The organism is Rhizobium metallidurans, from assembly GCF_014196505.1.
GTDB lineage: Bacteria > Pseudomonadota > Alphaproteobacteria > Rhizobiales > Rhizobiaceae > Rhizobium > Rhizobium metallidurans.
On sequence record NZ_JACIDW010000004.1, the window covers coordinates 169,691 to 191,688 of the forward strand.

At 60.8% G+C, this 21,998-nt stretch carries 18 protein-coding genes; 7 read left to right on the forward strand and 11 right to left on the reverse strand.

Features of this window, described 5'->3' with window-relative positions; translation table 11 throughout:
• The first annotated feature begins 30 nt into the window (after positions 1–30).
• Positions 31–1,416 (forward strand): MFS transporter, encoded by a 1,386-nt coding sequence (locus GGQ67_RS10195; protein ID WP_183900041.1) that lies wholly within the window; start codon positions 31–33, stop codon positions 1,414–1,416.
• Positions 1,417–1,429: 13 nt separating this feature from the next.
• On the opposite strand, the gene purH is transcribed toward GGQ67_RS10195, so the two are convergent.
• From purH to htpX, 4 genes are all read right to left on the reverse strand, one after another.
• On the reverse strand, positions 1,430–3,049 hold the full coding sequence (purH, locus tag GGQ67_RS10200; protein ID WP_183900043.1) for a bifunctional phosphoribosylaminoimidazolecarboxamide formyltransferase/IMP cyclohydrolase: 1,620 nt from the start codon (positions 3,047–3,049) through the stop codon (positions 1,430–1,432).
• A 93-nt stretch (positions 3,050–3,142) separates the two neighbouring features.
• Positions 3,143–4,813 carry a heparinase II/III family protein gene (locus tag GGQ67_RS10205; protein WP_183900044.1) on the reverse strand — a complete coding sequence of 557 codons (1,671 nt, stop codon included), beginning with the start codon at positions 4,811–4,813 and terminating at the stop codon, positions 3,143–3,145.
• Between the two features lie 109 nt (positions 4,814–4,922).
• Positions 4,923–6,311, reverse strand: coding sequence for an RsmB/NOP family class I SAM-dependent RNA methyltransferase (locus GGQ67_RS10210; protein WP_183900046.1), 1,389 nt, complete (start codon positions 6,309–6,311; stop codon positions 4,923–4,925).
• Positions 6,308–7,270, reverse strand: a complete 963-nt coding sequence (gene htpX / locus GGQ67_RS10215; RefSeq protein WP_183900048.1) for a zinc metalloprotease HtpX — start codon at positions 7,268–7,270, stop codon at positions 6,308–6,310. Before htpX ends, GGQ67_RS10210 begins: the two co-directional genes overlap by 4 nt.
• Positions 7,271–7,388: 118 nt before the next feature.
• On the opposite strand from htpX, the gene GGQ67_RS10220 reads away from it, so the two are divergent.
• Both GGQ67_RS10220 and GGQ67_RS10225 read left to right on the forward strand, forming a co-directional pair.
• Entirely contained in the window at positions 7,389–7,613 is a 225-nt protein-coding gene (locus GGQ67_RS10220) for a DUF1674 domain-containing protein (protein ID WP_183900049.1), read from the forward strand.
• Positions 7,614–7,661: 48 nt separating this feature from the next.
• Entirely contained in the window at positions 7,662–8,111 is a 450-nt protein-coding gene (locus GGQ67_RS10225) for a thermonuclease family protein (RefSeq protein WP_183900051.1), read from the forward strand.
• Between the two features lie 48 nt (positions 8,112–8,159).
• Here GGQ67_RS10225 and acs read toward each other — a convergent pair whose 3' ends face one another.
• The gene (gene acs, locus GGQ67_RS10230) at positions 8,160–10,115 is read right to left on the reverse strand and encodes an acetate--CoA ligase (protein WP_183900052.1); all 1,956 of its coding nucleotides are present in this window, start codon (positions 10,113–10,115) and stop codon (positions 8,160–8,162) included.
• 222 nt (positions 10,116–10,337) lie between these two features.
• On the opposite strand from acs, the gene GGQ67_RS10235 reads away from it, so the two are divergent.
• Entirely contained in the window at positions 10,338–11,039 is a 702-nt protein-coding gene (locus tag GGQ67_RS10235) for a DUF1013 domain-containing protein (protein ID WP_183900053.1), read from the forward strand.
• A 130-nt stretch (positions 11,040–11,169) separates the two neighbouring features.
• Here GGQ67_RS10235 and GGQ67_RS10240 read toward each other — a convergent pair whose 3' ends face one another.
• Positions 11,170–11,829: a YggS family pyridoxal phosphate-dependent enzyme gene (locus GGQ67_RS10240; protein ID WP_183900054.1), complete on the reverse strand. Its 660-nt coding sequence runs from the start codon at positions 11,827–11,829 to the stop codon at positions 11,170–11,172.
• A 198-nt stretch (positions 11,830–12,027) separates the two neighbouring features.
• On the opposite strand from GGQ67_RS10240, the gene leuS reads away from it, so the two are divergent.
• The 3 genes from leuS to holA are packed head-to-tail and all read left to right on the forward strand — an operon-like array spanning position 12,028 to position 16,215.
• Positions 12,028–14,658: a leucine--tRNA ligase gene (leuS, locus tag GGQ67_RS10245; protein ID WP_183900055.1), complete on the forward strand. Its 2,631-nt coding sequence runs from the start codon at positions 12,028–12,030 to the stop codon at positions 14,656–14,658.
• Positions 14,648–15,169 carry an LPS assembly lipoprotein LptE gene (gene lptE / locus GGQ67_RS10250; protein WP_183900056.1) on the forward strand — a complete coding sequence of 174 codons (522 nt, stop codon included), beginning with the start codon at positions 14,648–14,650 and terminating at the stop codon, positions 15,167–15,169. The genes leuS and lptE overlap by 11 nt, the downstream gene beginning before the upstream one ends.
• Positions 15,170–15,180: 11 nt before the next feature.
• A complete protein-coding gene (gene holA / locus GGQ67_RS10255; RefSeq protein WP_183900057.1) occupies positions 15,181–16,215 on the forward strand; it encodes a DNA polymerase III subunit delta in 1,035 nt (344 codons plus the stop codon).
• 6 nt (positions 16,216–16,221) lie between these two features.
• On the opposite strand, the gene GGQ67_RS10260 is transcribed toward holA, so the two are convergent.
• The 5 genes from GGQ67_RS10260 to mnmE form a co-directional block, all read right to left on the reverse strand.
• Positions 16,222–17,106, reverse strand: coding sequence for a ParB/RepB/Spo0J family partition protein (locus GGQ67_RS10260; protein ID WP_183900058.1), 885 nt, complete (start codon positions 17,104–17,106; stop codon positions 16,222–16,224).
• 33 nt (positions 17,107–17,139) lie between these two features.
• On the reverse strand, positions 17,140–17,934 hold the full coding sequence (locus GGQ67_RS10265; RefSeq protein ID WP_183900059.1) for a ParA family protein: 795 nt from the start codon (positions 17,932–17,934) through the stop codon (positions 17,140–17,142).
• A gap of 19 nt (positions 17,935–17,953) precedes the next feature.
• On the reverse strand, positions 17,954–18,571 hold the full coding sequence (gene rsmG / locus GGQ67_RS10270) for a 16S rRNA (guanine(527)-N(7))-methyltransferase RsmG (RefSeq protein WP_183900061.1): 618 nt from the start codon (positions 18,569–18,571) through the stop codon (positions 17,954–17,956).
• A gap of 31 nt (positions 18,572–18,602) precedes the next feature.
• Positions 18,603–20,465, reverse strand: a complete 1,863-nt coding sequence (gene mnmG / locus GGQ67_RS10275; protein WP_183900063.1) for a tRNA uridine-5-carboxymethylaminomethyl(34) synthesis enzyme MnmG — start codon at positions 20,463–20,465, stop codon at positions 18,603–18,605.
• Positions 20,466–20,570: 105 nt separating this feature from the next.
• Positions 20,571–21,884 carry a tRNA uridine-5-carboxymethylaminomethyl(34) synthesis GTPase MnmE gene (gene mnmE, locus GGQ67_RS10280; RefSeq protein ID WP_183900065.1) on the reverse strand — a complete coding sequence of 438 codons (1,314 nt, stop codon included), beginning with the start codon at positions 21,882–21,884 and terminating at the stop codon, positions 20,571–20,573.
• Positions 21,885–21,998: the final 114 nt, after the last annotated feature.

The following is a 21,998-nucleotide window of genomic DNA, read 5'->3' on the forward strand; positions in this document are numbered from 1 at the left end:
ACAGTCCGCTCCCACATCAGGAGCAGGCCGGTGAATCGCATTGACTGGACGGGAACACAGCCCCAGCGCGCCACGCGCAGGGGCATCTGGGGCTGGATGTTCTTCGACTGGGCGGCGCAACCGTTCTTCACCGTCGTCACCACCTTCATCTTCGGCCCCTACTTCGTGGCCAGGCTGACGGCCGATCCTGTTTCAGCGCAGACGCTCTGGAGCAACATGGCGACGATCTCCTCGGTGATCATCGCCATCCTCTCCCCCATCCTCGGCTCGATCGCCGATCAGTCCGGCGGGCGAAAGCCATGGATCGGCTTTTTCGCCGTGATCAAGATCGCCAGCCTGTGCGGCCTCTGGTTCGCGGCACCCGGCTCACCTGTCATCTATCCCATGATCTTCATGATCCTGGCATCGATCGCCGCCGAGTTTTCGATCGTCTTCAACGATTCCATGATGCCGCGCCTCGTCGGAAAGGACGAAGTCGGACGCCTGTCAAACACCGCCTGGGGCCTTGGCTACCTTGGCGGAATGATCGTGCTGATTGCGGTGGTGGCGCTGCTTGCCGGAAGTCCGGAGACAGGCAAGACGATCCTTGGCCTCGACCCCTTGTTCGGCCTCGACCCAGGGACCGGCGAGGATGCTCGCATTACCGGACCGATCTCGGCCGTGTGGTATCTGATTTTCGTACTGCCGATGTTTCTGTTCACCCCCGATGTAAAAGGCGGCCTTCCCTTCGCTGCGGCCGTGCGCTCCGGGCTCCGCGAAGTCAGGCACACGCTGGGCGAACTGAAGCAACGCCGCTCGCTGTTGCGCTTTCTCGTGGCCCGCATGATCTACCAGGACGGCGTCAACGGCTTGCTGATCCTCGGTGGCGCCTTCGCGGCCGGCATGTTCGGCTGGGTAACCATCGAGATCGGCATCTACGGCATCATTCTCAACGTTGTGGCGATTTTCGGCTGCGTCATCGCCGGACGGATCGACGCCCGCATCGGCTCGAAGGCGACCATCCTCATCAGTCTCACCATGTTGCTTTTGGCGACCCTCGGCATCGTATCGACCCAACCGGGCTCCACGCTCTTCGGGCTGGTGCCGCTTCCCGCGACCGATTCCGGTGGACTGTTCGGCACGGCGGCGGAGAAGGCCTATATCGGCTACGGCCTGCTGATCGGCCTGGCATTCGGCCCGGTTCAGGCCTCGTCGCGCTCTTATCTGGCCCGCAGCGTCAGCCTTGATGAGGCCGGCCGCTATTTCGGCATCTACGCCCTGTCAGGCCGCGCAACCAGCTTCATGGCAACGCTTCTGTTTTCGATCGTCACCTACACGACCGGCTCGTCGCATCTTGGCATGGCCACGCTCGTCCTGTTTCTGGCCGGCGGGCTGATCCTGTTGATCCGGACGCCCTATCCGGCGGATAGGGCGTAACCGTCTTCGTCGATTAGTGGCGGAAATGGCGCATGCCGGTGAAGACCATCGCCACATTATGCTCGTTGGCAGCGTCGATGACTTCCTGGTCGCGCATCGAGCCGCCCGGCTGCACCACGGCCGTGGCACCGGCGGCGATCGCCGACAACAGGCCGTCCGCGAACGGGAAGAACGCTTCGGACGCAACGGCGGAGCCCTTGGTCATCGGCTCGGCCCAGCCCATGGCTTTCGCTGCATCCTCGGCCTTGAGCGCCGCGATCCGGGCGGAGTCGATGCGGCTCATCTGTCCGGCGCCGATACCGGCCGTCTGGCCGTCCTTGGCGTAGACGATGGCGTTCGACTTTACGTGCTTGGCAACCGTGTAGGCGAACTTCAGATCCAGCAGTTCCTGCGCCGTCGGCTGACGGTTGGTGACGACCTTGAGCTCGATATCGTCGATCATGCCGTTGTCACGGCTCTGCACCAGAAGGCCGCCGGCAACCGTCTTCGCCGTGATGCCGCGCGAGCGCGGGTCGGGTAGGCCGCCGGTGACGAGCAGCCGCAGGTTCTTCTTGGCGGCGATGACCGCCTTGGCCTCTTCCGTCACCTCGGGCGCGATGATGACTTCGGTAAACAGCTTGACGATCTCTTCCGCGGTCTCCGCATCGAGCAGCTGGTTGAGCGCGATGATGCCGCCGAAAGCGGACGTGCTGTCGCAGGCAAGCGCCCGGAGATAGGCGTCCTTCAGCGTCGGGCCTGTGGCGACACCGCACGGATTGGCATGCTTGATGATGGCGCAGGCCGGGCCGGTTTTCTCGGGCGCAAACTCGCCGATCAGCTCGAAGGCGCCGTCCGTATCGTTGATGTTGTTATAAGAGAGCTGCTTGCCCTGCAGAAGCGTTGCCGTCGCCACACCAGGACGGTTTTCGCCGGTCACGTAGAACCCGGCCGTCTGGTGCGGATTTTCGCCATAGCGCATTTCTTCCCTCAATACGCCACCGATCACCCGGTGACGCGGCGTGTCGATCGACAACGCTTCGGCGAACCAGTTTGAGATCATCGCGTCGTAGGCGGCCGTACGCGCATAGGCCTTGGCGGCGAGGCGCTGACGGAAGGCATAGCTGGTCTGGCCGGCGTCCGACGACAGCTGCTCGAGAAGCTCCGGGTAGTCGGCCGGGTCGGTGAGGATCGCCACATAGGCGTGGTTCTTTGCCGAAGCGCGGATCATCGCCGGACCGCCGATATCGATGTTCTCGACGGTGGTCGGATAATCGCCGCCCGCCGCGCGCACGTCCTCGAACGGATAGAGGTTGATGACGGCGAGATCGATGCCATCGATGCCGTGCGCCTTCATCGCTTCCTGATGTTCGGCGTCGTCGCGGATCGCCAGCAGGCCGCCGTGGACCTTGGGGTGCAGCGTCTTCACGCGGCCGTCCATGATCTCTGGAAAGCCCGTGACGTCGGAAACGTCGGTGACGTCGAGGCCGGCCGCCGCGATTGCCTTGTGGGTACCGCCGGTCGACAGCAGCCGGACGCCTTTTTCGGCAAGCGCACGCGCAAGGTCTACGATCCCGGTCTTGTCGGACACGGAGAGCAAGGCGGTCTTGACGGCAACCTTGTCGGGGGCGGGGATTTTCTTGGAAACAACGGCCATGTGGCTTCTCCGTTCGATCTTCGGGAGACATCCGGCGAGGTGCGCGGAATATGGCGCCGCGTTAGCACAGCTTTGAGCCGGCGAAAACAGCCGCTAGCTTCTGCGGGACAAAAACCACCTTATTTCCGGCTTTTCCGGATAGGCGAAGCTGATTTCCATCTGATCGGAGGCGCAGATACCGGAGGCGTCTGCGAAAAACACGTCCTCGGCGATCTCGACCGTATTGCCCGGCGAGGAAAACAGCCAGCTTTCGCCATCGGGCGCCGTCATCAGGATGGACTCCCGATCCATCTGCTTCAGATTGATCGACGGATGGGTGTGAAACCGCGCGACGGCGCGCAACTCACCCTCGCCCTTGCGCTCTTCGGCAACGGCGAGGCGATCGAGGCCGGTCATGATCGAACCCGTGGCGTTCAGGGTCAGCTCGCGTTCGTGCAGCACACCGAACTCTTTCAAATAGCCGTCATGGCTGGCCTTGACGACATCCCGGCCGTCATCCGCCACCACGCGATCGACCTGCACGGTCTTGATAGGCTCGGTAATCAGGTGCGCCAGGAAATCAGAAGAGGCGAAACGGCTCGACGACGTATCGTTGAGCGTCACGGTCGTATGCGCCGCCGTGGTGCGCGCGACCTGTACATAGCGATTGCCGGCGAATTTCGGCGATCCCGAATTCACGATGAAGCGGTGCCGGCCTGATGACATCTCGAAGGACAGGCATCCGGCATGGACCGTGCGCGAGAGATTGCCGGTCGGCGGAAGGCCGGTATCGGCAATCACGACGGTGCGCCCGGCCGCGAGCCGCTGGTAGCGCGAATGCGGCATCGCCTTGAACGGCTCGCCGGCCGTCTCGTCGTAGCGCAGCAACGAAACGATCTCGTTCGCCGAGGTCGAGGTCGCGCCGTTGAACAAAGCGAGATCGCCATCCTGATGGCGGAAAAAGCGCAGCGCCGGATACATGCGATCGATGCCCGATATCAGCTTCTGCGGCATTTCGTGGCCGAGATTGATGTAGGTCTGCCGCAACGGCAGAAGATCGAGCAGAAGCTCCAGCGCAACGCGCGGATTGCGCGACACGTGCCCGCCGTCCGGCAGAATCTGGCTATCGAACTCGACGTCGAGCGCGTCGGAGGCTTTGCGGATCACACTGGCCCGCACCGGCATCGAGATCGACGCCATGGCAAGCGCGAGACGAACCCGAAAACGCACCTCGCCGGGCGGGGCATAGCGCGCCATCCGCCTGAGAAAGCGCACCTGAAACGCCAGCGAGCGAACGAAACGGCGATAAAAGCCGCGATCCGCGCTCTGCAGCACCACGGGCGAGTGCGACAGCCAGGCAATGACACGCATCGCCGTGACATCGATCTCCCAGGCAATGCCTTCCATCCGCCCGCCGTGAATGGACAGCCAGCTATTGACGATCGCGCGGGCGACGTTGGAATGCAGATCGTTCTTCTTGGAGCGCATGTGCCGCAGCCAGCCGAAGCCGTGAAGCCTGATGGCGAAGGCACGCGAAGGAAGGCTCAGCGTGAATGGCGACTTTCCACCCGTCTCCAGCATGCGACCGGCGAGCGGAAAACGACCATTGATGATTTCCTCGGCCACATGCGAATCGACGGGTCTCAGATCCGTCGGCGCCACGATAAGCCGCTCGGGCGCATAGACCGTGTGGCGAAACAACTTGAGGCGCACGAGTGCAGCACGGCAAAGTGCCCGCCGCCAAGCCTCCCGCAGGTAAAGACCTGAAAACCGTCCGGACCGCATTTCGATTGTCTATTGACCCATATCGTTAGGACTGGATGGACAAGTCCGGAAACGGCACTGACCGTCGATGATTCGGTAATGATGCTTGACTATGCCAGCTGCTCTTCGATCAGGCAACACGGCGCAACACGGCCGCATAAAAACCGTCGAGACCCGGCGCGAAACCGGCCGGCAGCTTCAGCATGTCTGGGGTCGTGCGAAACGCGCCAAGCGGACTGATTGCTTCCTCAAGCCCCGGCCAGCGGCTCGGCTCGATCGCCACACGCTCGAATCCTGTCGTATCCGAAAGTACCCGCGCCACGACTTCCTCACCCTCGATCGGATCGAGCGAGCAGTTGGAGAACACGATCGTGCCTTCAGGCTTCAGCAGCCGCAGCGCGTGGCGCAACAGACGTTCCTGCAACGCGGCCAGCTTCGCGATGTCTTCCGGCCCCTTGGTCCAGAGCACGTCGGGATGCCGGCGCGTGGTCCCGGTAGAGGAGCAGGGCGCGTCGAGCAGAATGGCGTCGAAGAGCTCGTCAGGGGTGAACTTGGTGAGGTCCTGAGCCATCGTTTCCGCCGACAGGCGGAGCCGATCGAGGTTCGAACGCAGGCGCTTGATCCGGTTCTCGGACTGCTCCACGGCGGTTACCTTGCCGCCGGCAAGGATGAGCTGCGCGGTCTTGCCGCCAGGCGCCGCGCAGAGATCGGCGACACGTTTGCCGGACAGATCGCCGAAGAGCTGCGCGGGAATGCTCGCGGCCGCGTCCTGCACCCACCACGATCCATCGTCGAAACCTTCGAGAGACGGGATGGAGCCGTCGAATGCGGCCAGCCGGACCCCGCCGGTCGGCAGCACGACGCCATTGAGCTTTTCCGCCCAAGCCTGTGCATCCGACTTCACCGTCAGGTCGATGGCGGCAGGCTGTAGCTGGGAATCCGAGATCGCCCGCGCCGCCTCGCGTCCATAGGCCTTCTCCAACCGCTCCAGGAACCAGCCGGGCATGGACGGGATGTCGTCGATCTCCCGGAGTATTTCTTCCTTTTCGCGACCCAGACGACGCAACACCGCGTTGACCAGCTTGGCGAAGCGGCAATTTCTCGGATCGAGATTGGCCTGTTCGACGGCGATGTCGACCGCGGCATGATCGGGAACATCGAGATAGAGGATCTGCGCCGCGGCGATCGAAAGCACGTGTTGCAGCGAGCGGGCGCCCTCTGGCAAGGGCGATTCCAGCAGGGATGCCACGGCGGCCTCGATGCGGGGCAGGTGACGAAGCGTGGTGTTCAGGATCGCGCGCACGAGACCCCGGTCATCGTCGGCCAACGCCTTATAAGCCGGATTGCCATGTTCATGGTCGAGCGCGCCGTCAAGCGAGAGCTTGCGGTCGATAACGGCGGCCAGGATCTTCGAGGCCGCGGCACGCGCCTGCAGACCCGGCTTCGCGGAAGCGGACGATGCCGACGGCGCCGGTGGCTTTTGTTTGCGAAATGGCTTTTTCTTACCGTCTGAACTCAAGACCAGGGACCCTTTGGCGGTTGCGAGCCACCGCGGCCAAGGCCGGCATCCGGAACTGAGCGCGATTTGCGCACGGGATTAGCAGCACGAACCGACGGCGTCGAGTTATTCATGCCGCCCCGTGCCATTTCCTGCAACGCGGCGATGCGGTTTTCCGTATTCGGGTGGGTGGAAAACAGGTTGTCCATGCCCGCACCCGTCAACGGATTGATGATGAACATGTGCGCGGTGGCCGGATTGCGCTCCGCGTCGTAGTTCGGAATGTTCGAGGCGCCACGGGCAATCTTGCCAAGTGCGGAGGCGAGCCAAAGCGGGTTGCCGCAGATCTCGGCGCCGCGCCGGTCGGCGGAGTATTCGCGGGTGCGGCTGATCGCCATCTGCACCAGCATGGCGGCCATCGGCGCGACGATCATCGCCAGCAGGACCCCGACGAAGCCGAGCGGATTGTTGTTGTTCTCGCGATTGCCGCCGAAGAAGAAGGCGAAATTGCCCAGCATAGAGATGGCGCCGGCAAGCGTCGCCGTAATCGTCATCGTCAGCGTGTCGCGGTTCTGGACGTGCGCGAGCTCATGCGCCATCACGCCGGCGACCTCTTCCGGCGATAGCGCGCTCAACAGGCCGGTCGATGCCGCCACCGCGGCATTCTCGGGATTGCGGCCTGTCGCGAACGCGTTCGGCTGCGGGCTGTCGTAGAGATAGACCTTCGGCATCGGCAGGCCGGCATTGCGCGCGAGATCGCGGATGATGTTGAAGAACTCCGGCGCGTTCCGCTCATCGATCTCCTGCGCGCGGTAGGCCGAAAGCACCATGCGGTCGGAATTCCAGTAGGAGAAGAAGTTCATCCCGGCCGCGACCAGGAATGCGATCATCATGCCACTGCGTCCGCCGATCATGAACCCGACGACCATGAACAGCGCCGTCATGAAGGCAAGCAACATGGCAGTCCGCACAAGGTTCATCATCGTCTCCATCTCGGGCGAGCGCAGTTTGCGCTCGAAGGGTTTCAATCGCCATGCCGGCGTTCTATAATTTGGTCGTTCATCAGCGATTTTCAATATTTTCAGACGAGTACGCGTCATGCAAGAAGCGGACAACGACAACACCGAGACGCCTGCGGCGGAAGGCACGGCGCCTGTGCGAAAGATGCTATCCCCCGCCGCCAGGCGAGCGCTCGCCGAGGCCGAGGAACGTCGCCGCAACGAACAGCCGACCGATATGCCGACGGAGATCGGCGGGCGAGGGGGTGCCGATCCGGCCCGGTTCGGTGACTGGGAAATCAACGGCCGCGCAATCGATTTCTGAGTAAATATTCCTATTGACTTCCCGTGAATATCGGAATTTATTCCTTTTATGTTCACGCGCGCCATCACGACGATAGCTTTCATCGCTGCATCTTCGATGCCGGGCTTTGCACGCGACGAGATAGCCGGCCCTGTCTCGGCGGAAATTCTGCAAGTGATCGATGGAGACACATTGCTGGTCGCGGCCCGTCCGTGGCCGCAGCAGACCGTAGAAGTCTATGTCCGCATTCGCGGTATCGATACACCCGAGATGCGCTCGAAATGTGCCGCGGTCAGACGCGCCGGTCTGGACGCGCGAAAGGTGTTGGAGAAACTGACCGGCAATTCGCCGCAAGTACAGCTGACGCGGATTTCCGGGGACAAATATTTCGGCCGCATCCTGGCGGACGTGACGTTGGCCGATGGGCGGAATCCGGCTCAGTATATGCTGGGCGAGGGGATTGCCGTTGCCTATGACGGCGGTCGGAAGCAGAAGGCACCCTGTCCCGACGAGGAGTGAGACCGCTCCGGTTTCCCGAAGCGGCCTCTCATTGGCAGGCAATCACTGTTAAGCAGCCGCCTTGTTCTGCCTGTTGGCGATCAAGTCATCAACGACAGCCGGATCGGCCAGCGTCGACGTATCGCCCAGCGAACCGAAGTCGTCCTCGGCGATCTTACGCAGGATACGGCGCATGATCTTTCCGGATCGGGTCTTCGGCAGCCCGGGTGAAAACTGGATCTTGTCGGGTGCCGCGATCGGGCCGATCTCGTTGCGAACATGCTTGATCAGCTGCTGGCGCAGCTCGTCCGAACCCTCGTTGCCGGCCATCAGCGTGACATAGCAATAGATGCCCTGACCCTTGATCGCATGCGGATAGCCGACGACCGCCGCCTCGGACACGAGACTGTGCGACACAAGCGCCGATTCGACCTCTGCCGTGCCGAGGCGATGGCCGGACACGTTCAGAACGTCATCTACGCGACCGGTAATCCAGTAATAGCCGTCCTCGTCCCGCCGGCAGCCGTCGCCGGTGAAGTATTTGCCCTTGTAGGTCGAGAAGTAGGTCTGGATGAAGCGCTCATGGTCGCCATAGACGGTGCGCATCTGCCCTGGCCAGCTGTCGGTGATGCAGAGATTGCCGTCGGCCGCGCCCTCCAGCACGTTGCCTTCATTGTCCACCAGCTGCGGCTTCACGCCGAAGAACGGCTTCGTCGCCGATCCGGGCTTCAGGTCGGTCGCGCCCGGCAGCGGCGTGATCATGTGGCCGCCGGTTTCCGTCTGCCACCAGGTGTCGATGACGGGGCAGCGCTTGTCGCCGACGACGTTGTAGTACCATTCCCAGGCTTCGGGATTGATGGGCTCTCCCACCGTACCGAGCAGACGCAGGCTGGATCGCGACGAGCGCGTCACGAATTGATCGCCGGCGCCCATCAGCGAACGGATGGCCGTGGGTGCGGTATAGAAGATATTCACTTTGTGCTTGTCGATAACCTCCCAGAAGCGCCCCTGATCCGGAAAGTTCGGAACGCCTTCGAACATCAGCGTCGTCGCGCAGTTCGCAAGTGGCCCATAGACGATATACGAGTGGCCGGTGACCCAACCGACATCGGCGGTGCACCAGTAGATATCGCCGGGGTGATAGTCGAACACATATTCGTGCGTCATCGCCGCGTAGACGAGATAGCCGCCGGTGGTATGAAGCACACCCTTCGGCTTGCCGGTCGAGCCTGACGTGTAGAGAATGAAGAGCGGATCTTCCGCCTTCATCTTGGCGGGTGGGCACTCCGGCTTCACCGTCGCCATTTCCTGATGATACCAGAGGTCGCGGCCCGGCGCCCAGCCCGTCTTGCCGCCGGTGCGGCGAACCACCAGCACCTTCTCGACGATCACATGCTGGCGTGCTGCGATATGGATGGCCGTGTCGGTATTTTCCTTCAGCGGCACCGGCTTGCCGCCGCGCACGCCCTCGTCGCAGGTGATCACGAAGGTTGATTCGCAATCGACGATCCGTCCCGCCAGCGCTTCCGGCGAAAAGCCGCCGAAAACGATCGAGTGCACCGCGCCAATGCGCGCGCAGGCGAGCATCGCATAGGCGGCCTCCGGGATCATCGGCATGTAGATGGTTACGCGATCACCCTTCTTGACGCCGTGCTTCTTCAACACGTTCGCCATGCGGCAAACATGCTCGTAGAGCTCGTTATAGGTGATCTTCTTATCGATGTAGGGGTTGTCCCCCTCGAAGATGATGGCGACCTGGTTGCCGTTGGTCTTCAGGTGCCTGTCGATACAGTTGTAGGAGACGTTGGTCTGGCCGTCCTCGAACCACTTGATCTTCACATTACCGGTGAAAGAGGTGTTCTTCACCTTCGTATAAGGCTTGAACCAGTCGATCCGCTTGCCGTGCTTGCCCCAGAACTTATCCGGATTTTCGACGCTCTCCTCGTACCATTTCTCGTACTTGGCCTTGTCGATAAGCGCATGGCTCTGAACCGGCTTTTGCACCGGGTAGATCTTCTCCGACATCGATTTCCTCCTCACTCGGGCGCCGGCGGCAGAAGCACGCCACAGGCGGTTTTGTGCATTCATAACAGGTCAGATCGACCCGGCAATTAGACAAAGGTCATTTCATTCGTGATCAATTGCAATTATGCGTCACTCCGGTTATATAGCGGCATAATTTCCCGGACATAGTGGTGACAACCCACGGACCGCGACACCGGCGCGGACGACAGAAGGACTATATCCATGGCTCAACAACTGCTTATGCCGAAGGCGACCGCCATTTGGCTCGTCGACAACACAGCTCTGTCTTTCGACCAGATCGCTCAGTTCTGCAAATTGCACCCTCTGGAAGTGAAGGCGATCGCCGACGGCGAAGCTGCGCAAGGCATCAAGGGCCTGGATCCGATCTCCACCGGTCAGCTGTCGCGCGACGAAATCGAACGCGCCGAGAAGAACCCGGCCCACAAGCTCAAGCTCTCCGAGCCGAAGGTACGCGTTCCCGAATCGAAGCGCCGCGGCCCACGCTACACGCCGGTCTCCAAGCGCCAGGATCGCCCGAACGCCATCCTGTGGCTGGTTCGCAATCATCCCGAACTGAAGGACGCGCAGATTTCGCGTCTCGTCGGAACGACCAAGTCGACCATCGAGCAGATCCGCGACCGCACTCACTGGAATGCCGCCAACCTGACGCCGATGGACCCGGTCACGCTCGGCCTCTGCAGCCAGATCGACCTCGACATGGAAGTCGAGAAGGCCGCCAAGGGCCGTCCGCTGCCGACCGCTGCGGAACTCGGCGAAACGCTGCAGTCCGCGCACGAAACCGAGCGCCTAGCTCCGAGCTACGAGCGTGAGGAAGAGAAGGAAATCGACGCCGATGCCGTCTTCGCGAAACTGAAGTCGCTGAAGTCCTCGACGCCGGATGAAGACGAAGACGATCGCTACTAAGCGATCAGATAGATTGATAAAACCCCGCTTCGGCGGGGTTTTTTGTTGCCGGTTGGCAATTGCGCCGTGACGCCGATCGCAAATGTTTCCCGTGAAACATTCACGCCGACCACCACAGCAAGAGACGTGATTAGCGGGCGCCAAAAATGGCGGACCCGACCCGGACGCTAGTGGCGCCAAAGGCGACAGCGGTCTCGTAATCGCCGGACATTCCCATCGAGAGCTTGTCGACGCCGCAGGCCTTCGCCAGTTTCGCTAGCAAGGCGAAATGCGGGCCCGGGTTTTCATCCGCCGGCGGAATGCACATCAACCCGTCGACCGAAAGACCGAGCTCGTCGCGGCAGAGCGCCACGAACGCCGCCGTATCGTCGGGCGCGATGCCCGTCTTCTGCGGCTCGAGGCCCGTGTTGACCTGCACATAGAGACGAGGGGCCTTGCCCTGGCGCTTCATTTCATCGGCAAGCGCGCGCGCGATCTTCTCGCGGTCGACCGTCTCGATGACATCGAAGAGCGCGACCGCTTCGCCGGCCTTGTTGGACTGCAGCGGTCCGATCAGGTGAAGCTCGATACCTGCTGTCTCGCTCTTCAGCTCCGGCCACTTGCCCTGGCTTTCCTGCACGCGGTTCTCTCCGAACACAAGCTGGCCGGCCTGAATGGCCGGGCGGATCTGATCCGCGTCGAATGTCTTGGACACCGCCACGAGCTGCACCGAGCCTTCCGCTCTGCCCGTCTCGCGGGCCGCCGCGGCGATCCGGCCGCGCACCTCTTCCAGTCGCTCTTGAAGTTCCATGTTGCGCCTCGGTCCATCATCGAAAACAATGAAAATGCACTAAACACCCGATCTTGGCTTGCCAAGGTCCGAAGCCTCGAAATTATCGCCGAGCGGCGCCGATTGGCGGCAAACAGCGTCTGCAAAACTTGACGCTACGGTGGTTTCATGGTGAAGGTCACCACCAACTTCCCTTGATTTTCCGGAAATACGAATACCATGGCCACCGAACGTTATAATCCGCGCGATGCCGAGCCTCGCTGGCAGAAAAAATGGAACGAAGCGAAGGTCTTCGAGACCGACAACGCTGATCCGCGCGAGAAATACTACGTGCTGGAGATGTTTCCGTATCCGTCCGGCCGCATCCATATGGGCCACGTCCGCAACTATGCGATGGGCGACGTCGTCGCGCGCTACAAGCGCGCCCGCGGCTACAACGTGCTGCATCCCATGGGTTGGGACGCCTTCGGCATGCCGGCTGAAAACGCCGCCATGGAGCGCAACGTTCATCCCGCGGCCTGGACCTACCAGAACATTGCATCGATGAAGGCGCAGCTGAAGGCCATGGGCCTGTCGCTCGACTGGAGCCGCGAGTTCGCGACCTGCGATGTCGAATACTACCAGCATCAGCAGCATATGTTCGTGGACTTCCTGGAAAAGGGTCTCGTCTACCGCAAGCAGTCCAAGGTCAACTGGGACCCTATCGATAACACCGTTCTCGCCAATGAACAGGTCATCGACGGTCGCGGCTGGCGCTCCGGCGCGCTTGTCGAGCAGCGCGAGCTGACCCAGTGGTTCTTCAAGATCACCGACTTCAGCCAGGATCTGCTGGACGCGCTTGATGGTCTCGATCAGTGGCCCGAGAAGGTCCGACTGATGCAGAAGAACTGGATCGGTCGTTCCGAGGGCATGACGATCCGGTGGGAAATCGTCGGAGAAACCGCGCCTGCGGGCGAGACCGAGGTAACGGTCTACACCACCCGCCCGGACACGCTGTTTGGCGCATCCTTCCTTGCCATCTCCGCCGATCACCCTCTGGCCAAGGATGCCGCGGCGAAGAACGCCGACATTGAAGCCTTCTGCGAGGACGTGCGCCGCGCCGGTACGTCTCTGGCAGCGCTCGAGACCGCCGAGAAAAAGGGTATCGACACCGGCATCCGTGTCCGCCACCCGCTGGACCCCTCCTGGGAACTGCCTGTTTACATCGCCAATTTCGTGCTGATGGACTACGGCACGGGCGCCATTTTCGGCTGCCCGGCAGGCGATCAGCGCGACCTCGATTTCGCCCGCAAATACGGCCTTCCTGTTATCCCCGTTGTCATGCCCCGTGACGGTGACGCGGCGACCTTCGCTGTCGGCGATACCGCCTATGACGGCGATGGCATCATGATCAACTCGCGCTTCCTGGATGGCAAGTCGACGGACGAGGCCTTTAACATCGTCGCCGACCGTCTGTCGTCGGCATCGTTGGGCAACGCGCCGCAGGGCGAGCGCAAGGTCAACTTCCGCCTGCGCGACTGGGGTATCTCCCGCCAGCGCTACTGGGGCTGCCCGATCCCGGTCATCCACTGCCAGGATTGCGGCGTTGTGCCGGTGCCGAAGAAGGATCTCCCGGTCAAGCTGCCAGAGGACGTCACCTTCGATCAGCCCGGAAACCCGCTCGACCGGCACCCCACCTGGCGCCACGTCGCCTGCCCGCATTGTGGCAAGGATGCCCGTCGCGAAACCGACACGATGGACACCTTCGTCGATTCCAGCTGGTACTTCACGCGCTTCACGGCGCCTTGGGAGAGCCAGCCGACGGATTTCGCGGCCGCCAACCGCTGGCTGCCTGTCGATCAGTATATCGGCGGCATCGAGCATGCGATCCTGCATCTGCTCTACTCGCGCTTTTTCACCCGCGCCATGCGCGAAACCGGTCATGTCGATGTGAAGGAGCCGTTCAAGGGCCTGTTCACGCAGGGCATGGTGGTGCACGAGACCTATAGCCGTGGCTCCGGCATGAGCCGCGAGTGGGTTGCGCCGGCCGACATCAAGATCGAGGAACTGGACGGGAAGCGCCGCGCGTTTCTTCTGTCCAACAACGAAGAGATTGCCATCGGCTCGATCGAGAAGATGTCGAAGTCGAAGAAGAACGTCGTCGATCCCGACGACATCATTGCCTCATACGGCGCCGATACCGCTCGCTTCTTCGTCCTGTCGGACTCTCCTCCCGAGCGCGATGTCATCTGGTCGGAAGCGGGCGTGGAGGGCGCCCACCGCTTCACGCAGCGCCTGTGGCGCCTGATCTCGGAAGCTGCTGAAGCGCTGAACGACGTTACTGCGACTCCGGCTAAGGATGGCGATGCATTCGCCATTTCCCAGCTGGCGCACAAGACGCTGAAGGCCGTCCAGAACGACTATGACAAGCTATGGTTCAACAAGGCCGTCGCGCGCATCTATGAGCTCGTGAACGCGATTGCCGGCCCTCTGACCACCGTTGCCGCGGGAAAAGCCGATGCCGCCTATCGCGCCGCCGTGCGCGATGCCACCGAGATCCTGGTGCAACTCGTAGCACCAATGACGCCGCACCTGGCGGAAGAGTGCTGGTCCGTTCTCGGCCGCGACACGCTTCTGTCGCAGACCGCCTGGCCGAAATACGACGACGCCCTTGTCGTCGAGAACGAGGTCGTCCTGCCGGTGCAGATCAACGGCAAGAAGCGCGCCGAATTGACAATCTCACGCGACGCAGATCAAAATGCCGTCAGCGACGCAGCACTTGCGTTGGAGGATGTCAAGCGCGTCCTCAACGGCCAGGCGCCGAAGAAAATCATCGTGGTTCCGCAAAGGATTGTGAACATTGTCGTTTAATATCGCTTCCAAGCTGGCGCGCCGCGTGGGGATTGCCGCGGTGCTGGCAACCACGGTTCTTCTCACCTCGTGCCAGGTCCGGCCGCTCTATTCCGAGACATCAGGCGTTGCCGGCAAGCTGTCATCCATCGCCTTCTCCGAGGCGACGTCGCGTGTCGAGCAGGAAGTGCGCAACCGTTTGATCTTCCTCTCCTCGCGCGGCGCCGGCGAGCCGGACAAGGCGGACTACAAGGTAGAAATGAATGCGCGCTCGAGCGTCATCGACACGTTGCTGGTCGCCTCCTCGGATGAATCACGCGCAGGTCGTGCGACCGTCAGCGTCGACTATACGCTGAAGTCGAACAAGGACGGCCATGTGATCCGCGCCGGCCATCAGTCGGCAACCGCCCTTGTCGACTTCCCGGCTCAGGAGTTTGCCAAGCAGCGCGCCATTCGCGACGCGGAAGACCGCGCAGCGCGCCAGGTGGCTGAATTCGTGGCCGCCGAGCTCGCCGCGGCGCTTGGCCGCTAAGGAGCGGTTGCGTGGCGGAGATAAAATCGCATGAGTTCGAGGGATTTCTGGAGAAATCCGCCCGCCACTATCAATTGTTCGTCATTTATGGCCCTGATCGCGGGCTGGTATCGGAACGCGCCGGCCTCATCGCCGCCAGAACCGGCGTCGATCTTTCAGATCCGTTCTCCCTTATCAAGCTTGATATCGGCGACCTGCAAAAGGACCAGGGACGACTGCTCGACGAAGCAGGCGCGATCGGGCTCTTTGGCGGCCAGAAGCTGATCTGGATTCGCGGCGCGGCGAACGAGAAGTACCTCGTCGACGGCCTGCAAGTGCTGGCCCAGAAGCCGCCCGAGGCAACGTTCATCATCATAGAGGCAGGCGACCTCAAGAAAGGCTCGCTTCTGCGCAAGGCAAGCGAGGCGGCCCGCAGTATTGCGACCATCCCATGCTATGCCGACGACGCCCGCGCGCTCAACAGCCTGATAGACGCCGAACTCGCGGGCGCCAACCTCCGGATCACGCCCGCCGCCCGACAGGCGCTGCTGGAGCTCATAGGGGGCGATCGCATCGCCTCCCGAAACGAGGTCAGGAAGCTCGCGCTATACTGCCTCAATATGGAGGTCATCGAGGAGCATCACGTCACTGACATCATCGGTGACGCAAGCGCCATCTCCGTTGACGACGCCGTCGATGCGATCCTGACAGGAAACTCGGGAACCTTCCTGCATGCCATGCAGAAGATCACGGCATCGAAGACGTCGGTCTTTCTCGTCATACAGGCATGCCTGAGGCAGTTTCAATTGATGGATGCGATGCGCGCCGAGATGGACGAAAAGCGGACACAGGCGTCTCAGGTCATGCAGACGCTCGGGCGCCACCTTCATTTCAAGCGCAAGCCGATCATTGAGCAGGCCTTGAGAACGTGGTCGGCCGACGCGCTAGCCCGTGAAACAAACCGTCTGCAGGCAGCCATTCTGCAGACCAGGCGTCGCGCCTCGCTGGAGGACACGATTGCCATGCAGACGCTTCTATCGACCACGCTTCAATCCGGCCGTAAATAAACAGAATCACCGACGCTCCAGAAGCCGGCAGATTTCTTCCAATTGATCCAATGACTTATAGGAAATTCGAATCTGTCCGCCATTGGCCTTGTGATTGATCACGACGTCCAATCCAAGCGTATCGGAGAGCGTGCGCTCAAGCGCGATCGTGTCGGAATCCTTCTGATCGCGCGGATTGACGGCAGGCTTCGGCTCCGACTGCGCCTTGATATCGTTCTGTGCGAGCCGCTCGGCATCGCGCACCGACATACCCTTGGAAACGATCGTTCGCGCCAGCACGGTAGGATCAGACGTGGACACCAGCGCGCGCGCGTGGCCCGCGGAAAGGCTACCGGCAGCAAGCAGATCTCGGACAGGTTCCGGCAACTTCAAAAGCCGTAGCGAATTGGCGACATGACTGCGGCTTTTGCCGATGATCTCGCCAAGATCGTTTTGCGTGTAGCCGTAATCCGCGATCAATTGCTCGTAGCCAAGCGCTTCTTCCAGCGCATTCAGATCGGACCGCTGAACGTTTTCGACGATCGCGATTTCGAGCGCCGTCTTGTCATCGACATCCCGCACGATTACCGGAATCTCGACCAGACCTGCCAGCTGTGCCGCGCGCCAACGTCTTTCGCCGGCTATGATTTCATATTGGCTGACCGAAAGCGTGCGCACGACGACTGGCTGGACAATACCATGCTGCCGGATCGAGCTCGCGAGATCATGGAGCTCACCATCATCGAAGAAACGGCGAGGGTTTCGGGGGTTCCGCGTAATGAACTCGATTGGAACCAGGCGGTCGGCGCTGACCGCGCGTTGGCTCGCGTCGACGGGCGCCGGCTGATCCATTTCGCCAATCAGCGCTGCGAGGCCGCGCCCCAGTCTTCTCTTCGAGACATCATCGTTCATCGTCGGTACTCACCACTATATTCGAGAGCTTGCTCAGGCAGCCAGACGCTGGCGTTCGCGCTGAATGACTTCGGAAGCCAACTGCAGATAGGCCTGACTTCCAGCACATTTGAGGTCGTAGAGAATGGCAGGCTTCCCATAAGAGGGCGCCTCGGACACCCGCACATTGCGCGGAATTAACGTATGATAAACCTTTTCACCGAGATGGGTGCGCACATCGTTCACAACCTGCTGCGCCAGATTGTTTCTCGAATCGAACATCGTCAGCACGATGCCCTGGATATCAAGCTGCGGATTCACGCTTCGGCGAACCTGGTCGACGGTTTCAAGCAACTGGCTCAACCCCTCAAGCGCGAAGAACTCGCACTGCAGGGGAACCAGTACCGAATGCGCGGCGGCCATAGCATTCATGGTCAGGAGATTGAAGGAAGGGGGGCAGTCGACAAGTATATAGGAAAATTGGAATGCGTCGCGCTCTGCAAGCGCTTTTTTGAGCTTGAAGACACGGTCACTCTGCTGAGCGATCTCCATCTCAATCCCCAGCAGATCCATCGTCGAGGGGACGATATAGAGGTTCGGTACGGCAGTCTCTTGCACCACCTCAAGAATTCCGTGATCACCAATCAGAAGATCGTAGGAGGACCGGCTACGGCTCTTGCGATCGATACCCAGGCCGGTACTTGCGTTGCCCTGAGGATCGAGATCCACGATAAGAACCCGCTCACCGATCGCCGCCAAAGCTGTTGCCAGATTGATAGCCGTCGTCGTTTTGCCAACGCCACCTTTCTGATTTGCGATCGTGATAATTCGATTCCGTCCAGCAACCATTGTCGCAACGCCCGATTTGTTAGACCAAATGCCTTAAATGGGAGATCTCAAGAACGACTGAGTCAACCTCGACGGCACTTCTGTGTTCTACCAGATCAAACGTCCAGCGACTATGCGCTTTCGCGACCTCTGATCGGTAATCCCGGCCTTTGTGGAAGTAGGCGCGGATTTTTTCGTTACGGATCGCAAATGGCTGAACGAATTCCAATAGCTTGTCGAGGTCTGCAAGGGCTCGGGCCGAGACGAAGTCGCAAGCCGGCAGATTGGCAACCGCATCTTCGATCCGCACCGGATGTACGGAACCTCGGGCTCCTGTTTCCCTGAGCGCGGTGCGCAAGAATGCGGCCTTCTTGTTGTTGCTCTCGACGAGATGCACCCATCCACCGTTGAGTTCAGCCAGAAATATCGCCGTCACGACGCCGGGAAAGCCGCCGCCGCTACCGAGATCGACCCAGTTCGCCGCCAGCGGCTGAAGCTGAAAGATTTGTGCGCTATCAGCGACGTGCCTATCCCACGCGTCCTTGAGTGTGGAGGGCGCCGAAAGATTGATGGCCTTGCTCCATTTCTGAAACAGATCAACAAAATGCTCAAGTCGTTCCTGTGTTTCACGTGAAACACGTCGGCCGTTCAATTCCATACGAGGACTCTCAAATAGTGTGGATTGCAATCTATGCCGCGACGTCGCCGCGGCGCAAGTGCACCAGCAGGAGCGAGATCGCCGCCGGCGTCATTCCGTCAATACGGGAAGCCTGCGCGACATCATAGGGACGGGTTTTCGCCAATTTCTGCTTGAGCTCGTTCGACAGGCCAGCCAAACGATCGAAGTCGAAGTCCTCAGGGATGACACGCTCCTCGTCGCGCTTGATGTGAGCAACATCAGCCTGCTGCCGATCCATGTAAACCGCGTAGTTTGCCTCGATCTGCAGGGCAGCACCGGTCTTGGCATCAATCGCATTCAATTCCGGCCATACCGGCCGAAGCGTCTCCAGATCGAAGTCTGGGAACGCCAGCAGTTCGTAAGCCGTGCGCCGCTGGCCATCGAGATTGAGCTTGAGCCCGGAGCGGCGCGCCTCGGTGGGTGTCACCGACAAGGAGGTCAACAACGTCCGCCCCGCTTCGATAGCCGATGCATACCGATCAAACCGTTCGGAACGAGAGTTGGACGCTATGCCCAAGGACATCGCGAGAGGGGTAAGGCGCACATCCGCATTGTCCGCCCGGAGCGACAGGCGGTATTCCGCTCTCGACGTAAACATCCGGTAAGGCTCCGCCACACCGCGCGACGTGAGATCATCGATCATCACACCAATATAGGAATCCGTGCGGCTGAACCGCACCGCGTCCTGCTGTCCCGCCAAGCGTGCCGCATTGAGGCCGGCGACCAGCCCCTGCGCGGCGGCCTCTTCATATCCCGTCGTGCCATTGATCTGCCCAGCCAGGAACAACCCCGGCTGCTTCTTCACTTCGAGCGAGGGCTTGAGTTCACGCGGATCGACATGGTCGTACTCGATTGCATAGCCCGGCTGAAGAATGGCAACCCGCTCAAGGCCAGGTATCGTTCGAATGAATGCGTCTTGAACGTCAGCGGGAAGCGAGGTCGATATACCGTTCGGATAGACCGTATCATCATCGAGACCTTCAGGCTCGAGAAACACCTGATGGCCATCGCGCTCGCCGAACTTGACCAGCTTATCCTCGATCGACGGACAATAGCGGGGACCCACACCCTCTATCTGGCCTGAATACATTGCCGATCGTTTGAGATTGTCGACGATGATCCGATGTGTCGCTTCCGTCGTGCGCGTAACGCCGCAGTCGATCTGTGGGTTCGAGATGTGATCGGTCATGAAGGAGAACGGCACAGCATCCTCATCGGCACCCTGGCGACCCACGCCCGCCCAGTCGATCGTCTTTCCGTCCAGGCGGGCAGGGGTGCCCGTCTTCAGGCGACCGAGTTGCAATCCCATACCCAGCAACGTCTTCGACAGACCCACCGACGGCTCTTCGCCAACGCGGCCGGCAGGGATTTTCTGATCGCCAATGTGAATGAGCCCACGCAGAAACGTGCCGGTGGTCAACACCACAGCGCCCGCGTCCAGAATCCGGCTATCTTTCATAATAACGCCAGACACCCGCCCATCCTTGATCGACAGATCGAAGGCATCACCCTCGATGACTGTCAGATTGGGGATCCCCGAGATCTCGGTCAGCATCGCCTGGCGATAGAGCTTTCGATCGGCCTGGGTACGCGGGCCGCGGACCGCTGGTCCCTTTTTGCGGTTGAGCATACGGAACTGAATGCCACCGGCGTCGGCAACGCGGCCCATCAGCCCGTCCAGAGCGTCGATCTCGCGAACCAGATGGCCTTTGCCAAGCCCTCCGATCGCAGGATTGCAAGACATCACGCCGATCGTCTCGCGCTTATGCGTAACAAGCGCCGTTCTTGCGCCAGCGCGCGCGGACGCGGAAGCGGCTTCGCATCCCGCGTGCCCGCCACCAATGACGATGACATCGAACCGTGAGGTATTCATAACAATGCTCCTGAGATCGGTCGGTGATGCGGCAAGCTGACCCGGGAGTCAAGACGTTTCACGTGAAACCCCGTTTTTCGGCGGAGTCGCACTGTTTCACGTGAATCATTTGCCGATACAGAATTCACCGAAGATCACATCGAGAAGATTCTCGACATCGACCCGGCCGGTGATGCGACCAAGCGCCGTTCCGGCCATTCGCAGATCTTCTGCTCTCAGATCGAGATCAACATGGTCATTCACGATCGCCCGCTCGATGGCCAAAATACATTCCGCTAACGAATCGTTGTGCCGGGCACGAGTGGGGATGGCCAGCGAATGAGCAGGGACCATTTCCCGGAGCCGATTTCCGATCGCCTGCCGAAGCTGGTCCAATCCCGCGCTGGTCTCGACCGAAATCCTGACATCGTACTCACGCGAAGAAATGGCCGGCAAATCCGATTTCGTACCAACACGGAGCGCGGAAGAGGGCGCGGAGCGCTCATCCGTCGGGGCGGACATGTCTTCAACATAGACCACGAGATCGGCGGCTTCCATCGCAGAGCGCGCCCGACGAATGCCCTCGCGCTCAACAACCTCTTCGGTCTCCCGCAGGCCCGCGGTGTCGTAGAGCTTCACGAGAAAGCCATCGATATCGAGATCGGTGGACAATACATCGCGCGTCGTTCCAGCAATATCGGTCACGATCGCGATATCTCGTCGAACGAGCGCGTTCATCAAGCTCGATTTTCCCGCATTCGGCAAGCCGGCGATGACAACCTTGAAGCCGTCCCTGATTATCTCCCCGGCCTTTGCCATGCCAAGATGCTGACGTATTTCGCTGACGAGCGCCGTCATATCCGACCAAACCTGATCGGACACCGAACCCGGAACATCATCCTCGTCAGGGAAATCCAGTTCCGCTTCAATGAGCGCTCGACCCCGCGTCAAACGCTGCGACCAGGATTCATAGAGCGTCGAGAGCCCGCCAGAGCTGTATTCGAGGGCAAGGCGGCGCTGCATCTCCGTCTCCGCGGAGATCAAATCCGCAAGACCTTCGATTTCAAGCAGGTCGAGCTTTCCATTTTCGAAAGCGCGCCGCGAGAATTCACCGGCCATTGCCTGGCGCAGGCCGTCCAACGAACTGAGCTCCTGGTATACCGCGCTTACGACCGCGCGGCCGCCATGCAGATGAAACTCGACGACGTCTTCGCCGGTGAAAGAGTGAGGGCCGGGGAAGAACAAGACCAGACCGTTGTCCAAGACCGCACCGTTACGGGTTCGAATCGTTCTCAATGAGGTCGAACGCGGCGGAACGGCGCTTGAAACCATGACTCTCATCACATCCGCGACCTTCGGTCCGCTGACACGGATGACCGCCAGGCCGGCAGGAACGGCGCCACTGGATAGCGCATAGATCGTCTCTGTGAATTCCCCCACGGACACACTCCAATTGATACGATACCGAATCGATCACGCGCCACTTTGGAAACAGCGTTGGCTATTCAGTCAGGCACATGCAAACAGAAAAGCCGGCCAATTTAGAGGCCGGCT

What these genes read in the sequence shown, in the direction of transcription:
- purH (WP_183900043.1), bottom strand. Translation starts at nt 3,049, where the DNA reads ATGGCCGTTGTTTCCAAGAAAATCCCCGCCCCCGACAAGGTTGCCGTC.
- GGQ67_RS10205 (WP_183900044.1), bottom strand. Translation starts at nt 4,813, where the DNA reads ATGCGGTCCGGACGGTTTTCAGGTCTTTACCTGCGGGAGGCTTGGCGG.
- htpX (WP_183900048.1), bottom strand. Translation starts at nt 7,270, where the DNA reads ATGAACCTTGTGCGGACTGCCATGTTGCTTGCCTTCATGACGGCGCTG.
- GGQ67_RS10220 (WP_183900049.1), top strand. Translation starts at nt 7,389, where the DNA reads ATGCAAGAAGCGGACAACGACAACACCGAGACGCCTGCGGCGGAAGGC.
- GGQ67_RS10225 (WP_183900051.1), top strand. Translation starts at nt 7,662, where the DNA reads ATGTTCACGCGCGCCATCACGACGATAGCTTTCATCGCTGCATCTTCG.
- acs (WP_183900052.1), bottom strand. Translation starts at nt 10,115, where the DNA reads ATGTCGGAGAAGATCTACCCGGTGCAAAAGCCGGTTCAGAGCCATGCG.
- GGQ67_RS10235 (WP_183900053.1), top strand. Translation starts at nt 10,338, where the DNA reads ATGGCTCAACAACTGCTTATGCCGAAGGCGACCGCCATTTGGCTCGTC.
- GGQ67_RS10240 (WP_183900054.1), bottom strand. Translation starts at nt 11,829, where the DNA reads ATGGAACTTCAAGAGCGACTGGAAGAGGTGCGCGGCCGGATCGCCGCG.
- leuS (WP_183900055.1), top strand. Translation starts at nt 12,028, where the DNA reads ATGGCCACCGAACGTTATAATCCGCGCGATGCCGAGCCTCGCTGGCAG.
- GGQ67_RS10260 (WP_183900058.1), bottom strand. Translation starts at nt 17,106, where the DNA reads ATGAACGATGATGTCTCGAAGAGAAGACTGGGGCGCGGCCTCGCAGCG.
- GGQ67_RS10265 (WP_183900059.1), bottom strand. Translation starts at nt 17,934, where the DNA reads ATGGTTGCTGGACGGAATCGAATTATCACGATCGCAAATCAGAAAGGT.
- rsmG (WP_183900061.1), bottom strand. Translation starts at nt 18,571, where the DNA reads ATGGAATTGAACGGCCGACGTGTTTCACGTGAAACACAGGAACGACTT.
- mnmG (WP_183900063.1), bottom strand. Translation starts at nt 20,465, where the DNA reads ATGAATACCTCACGGTTCGATGTCATCGTCATTGGTGGCGGGCACGCG.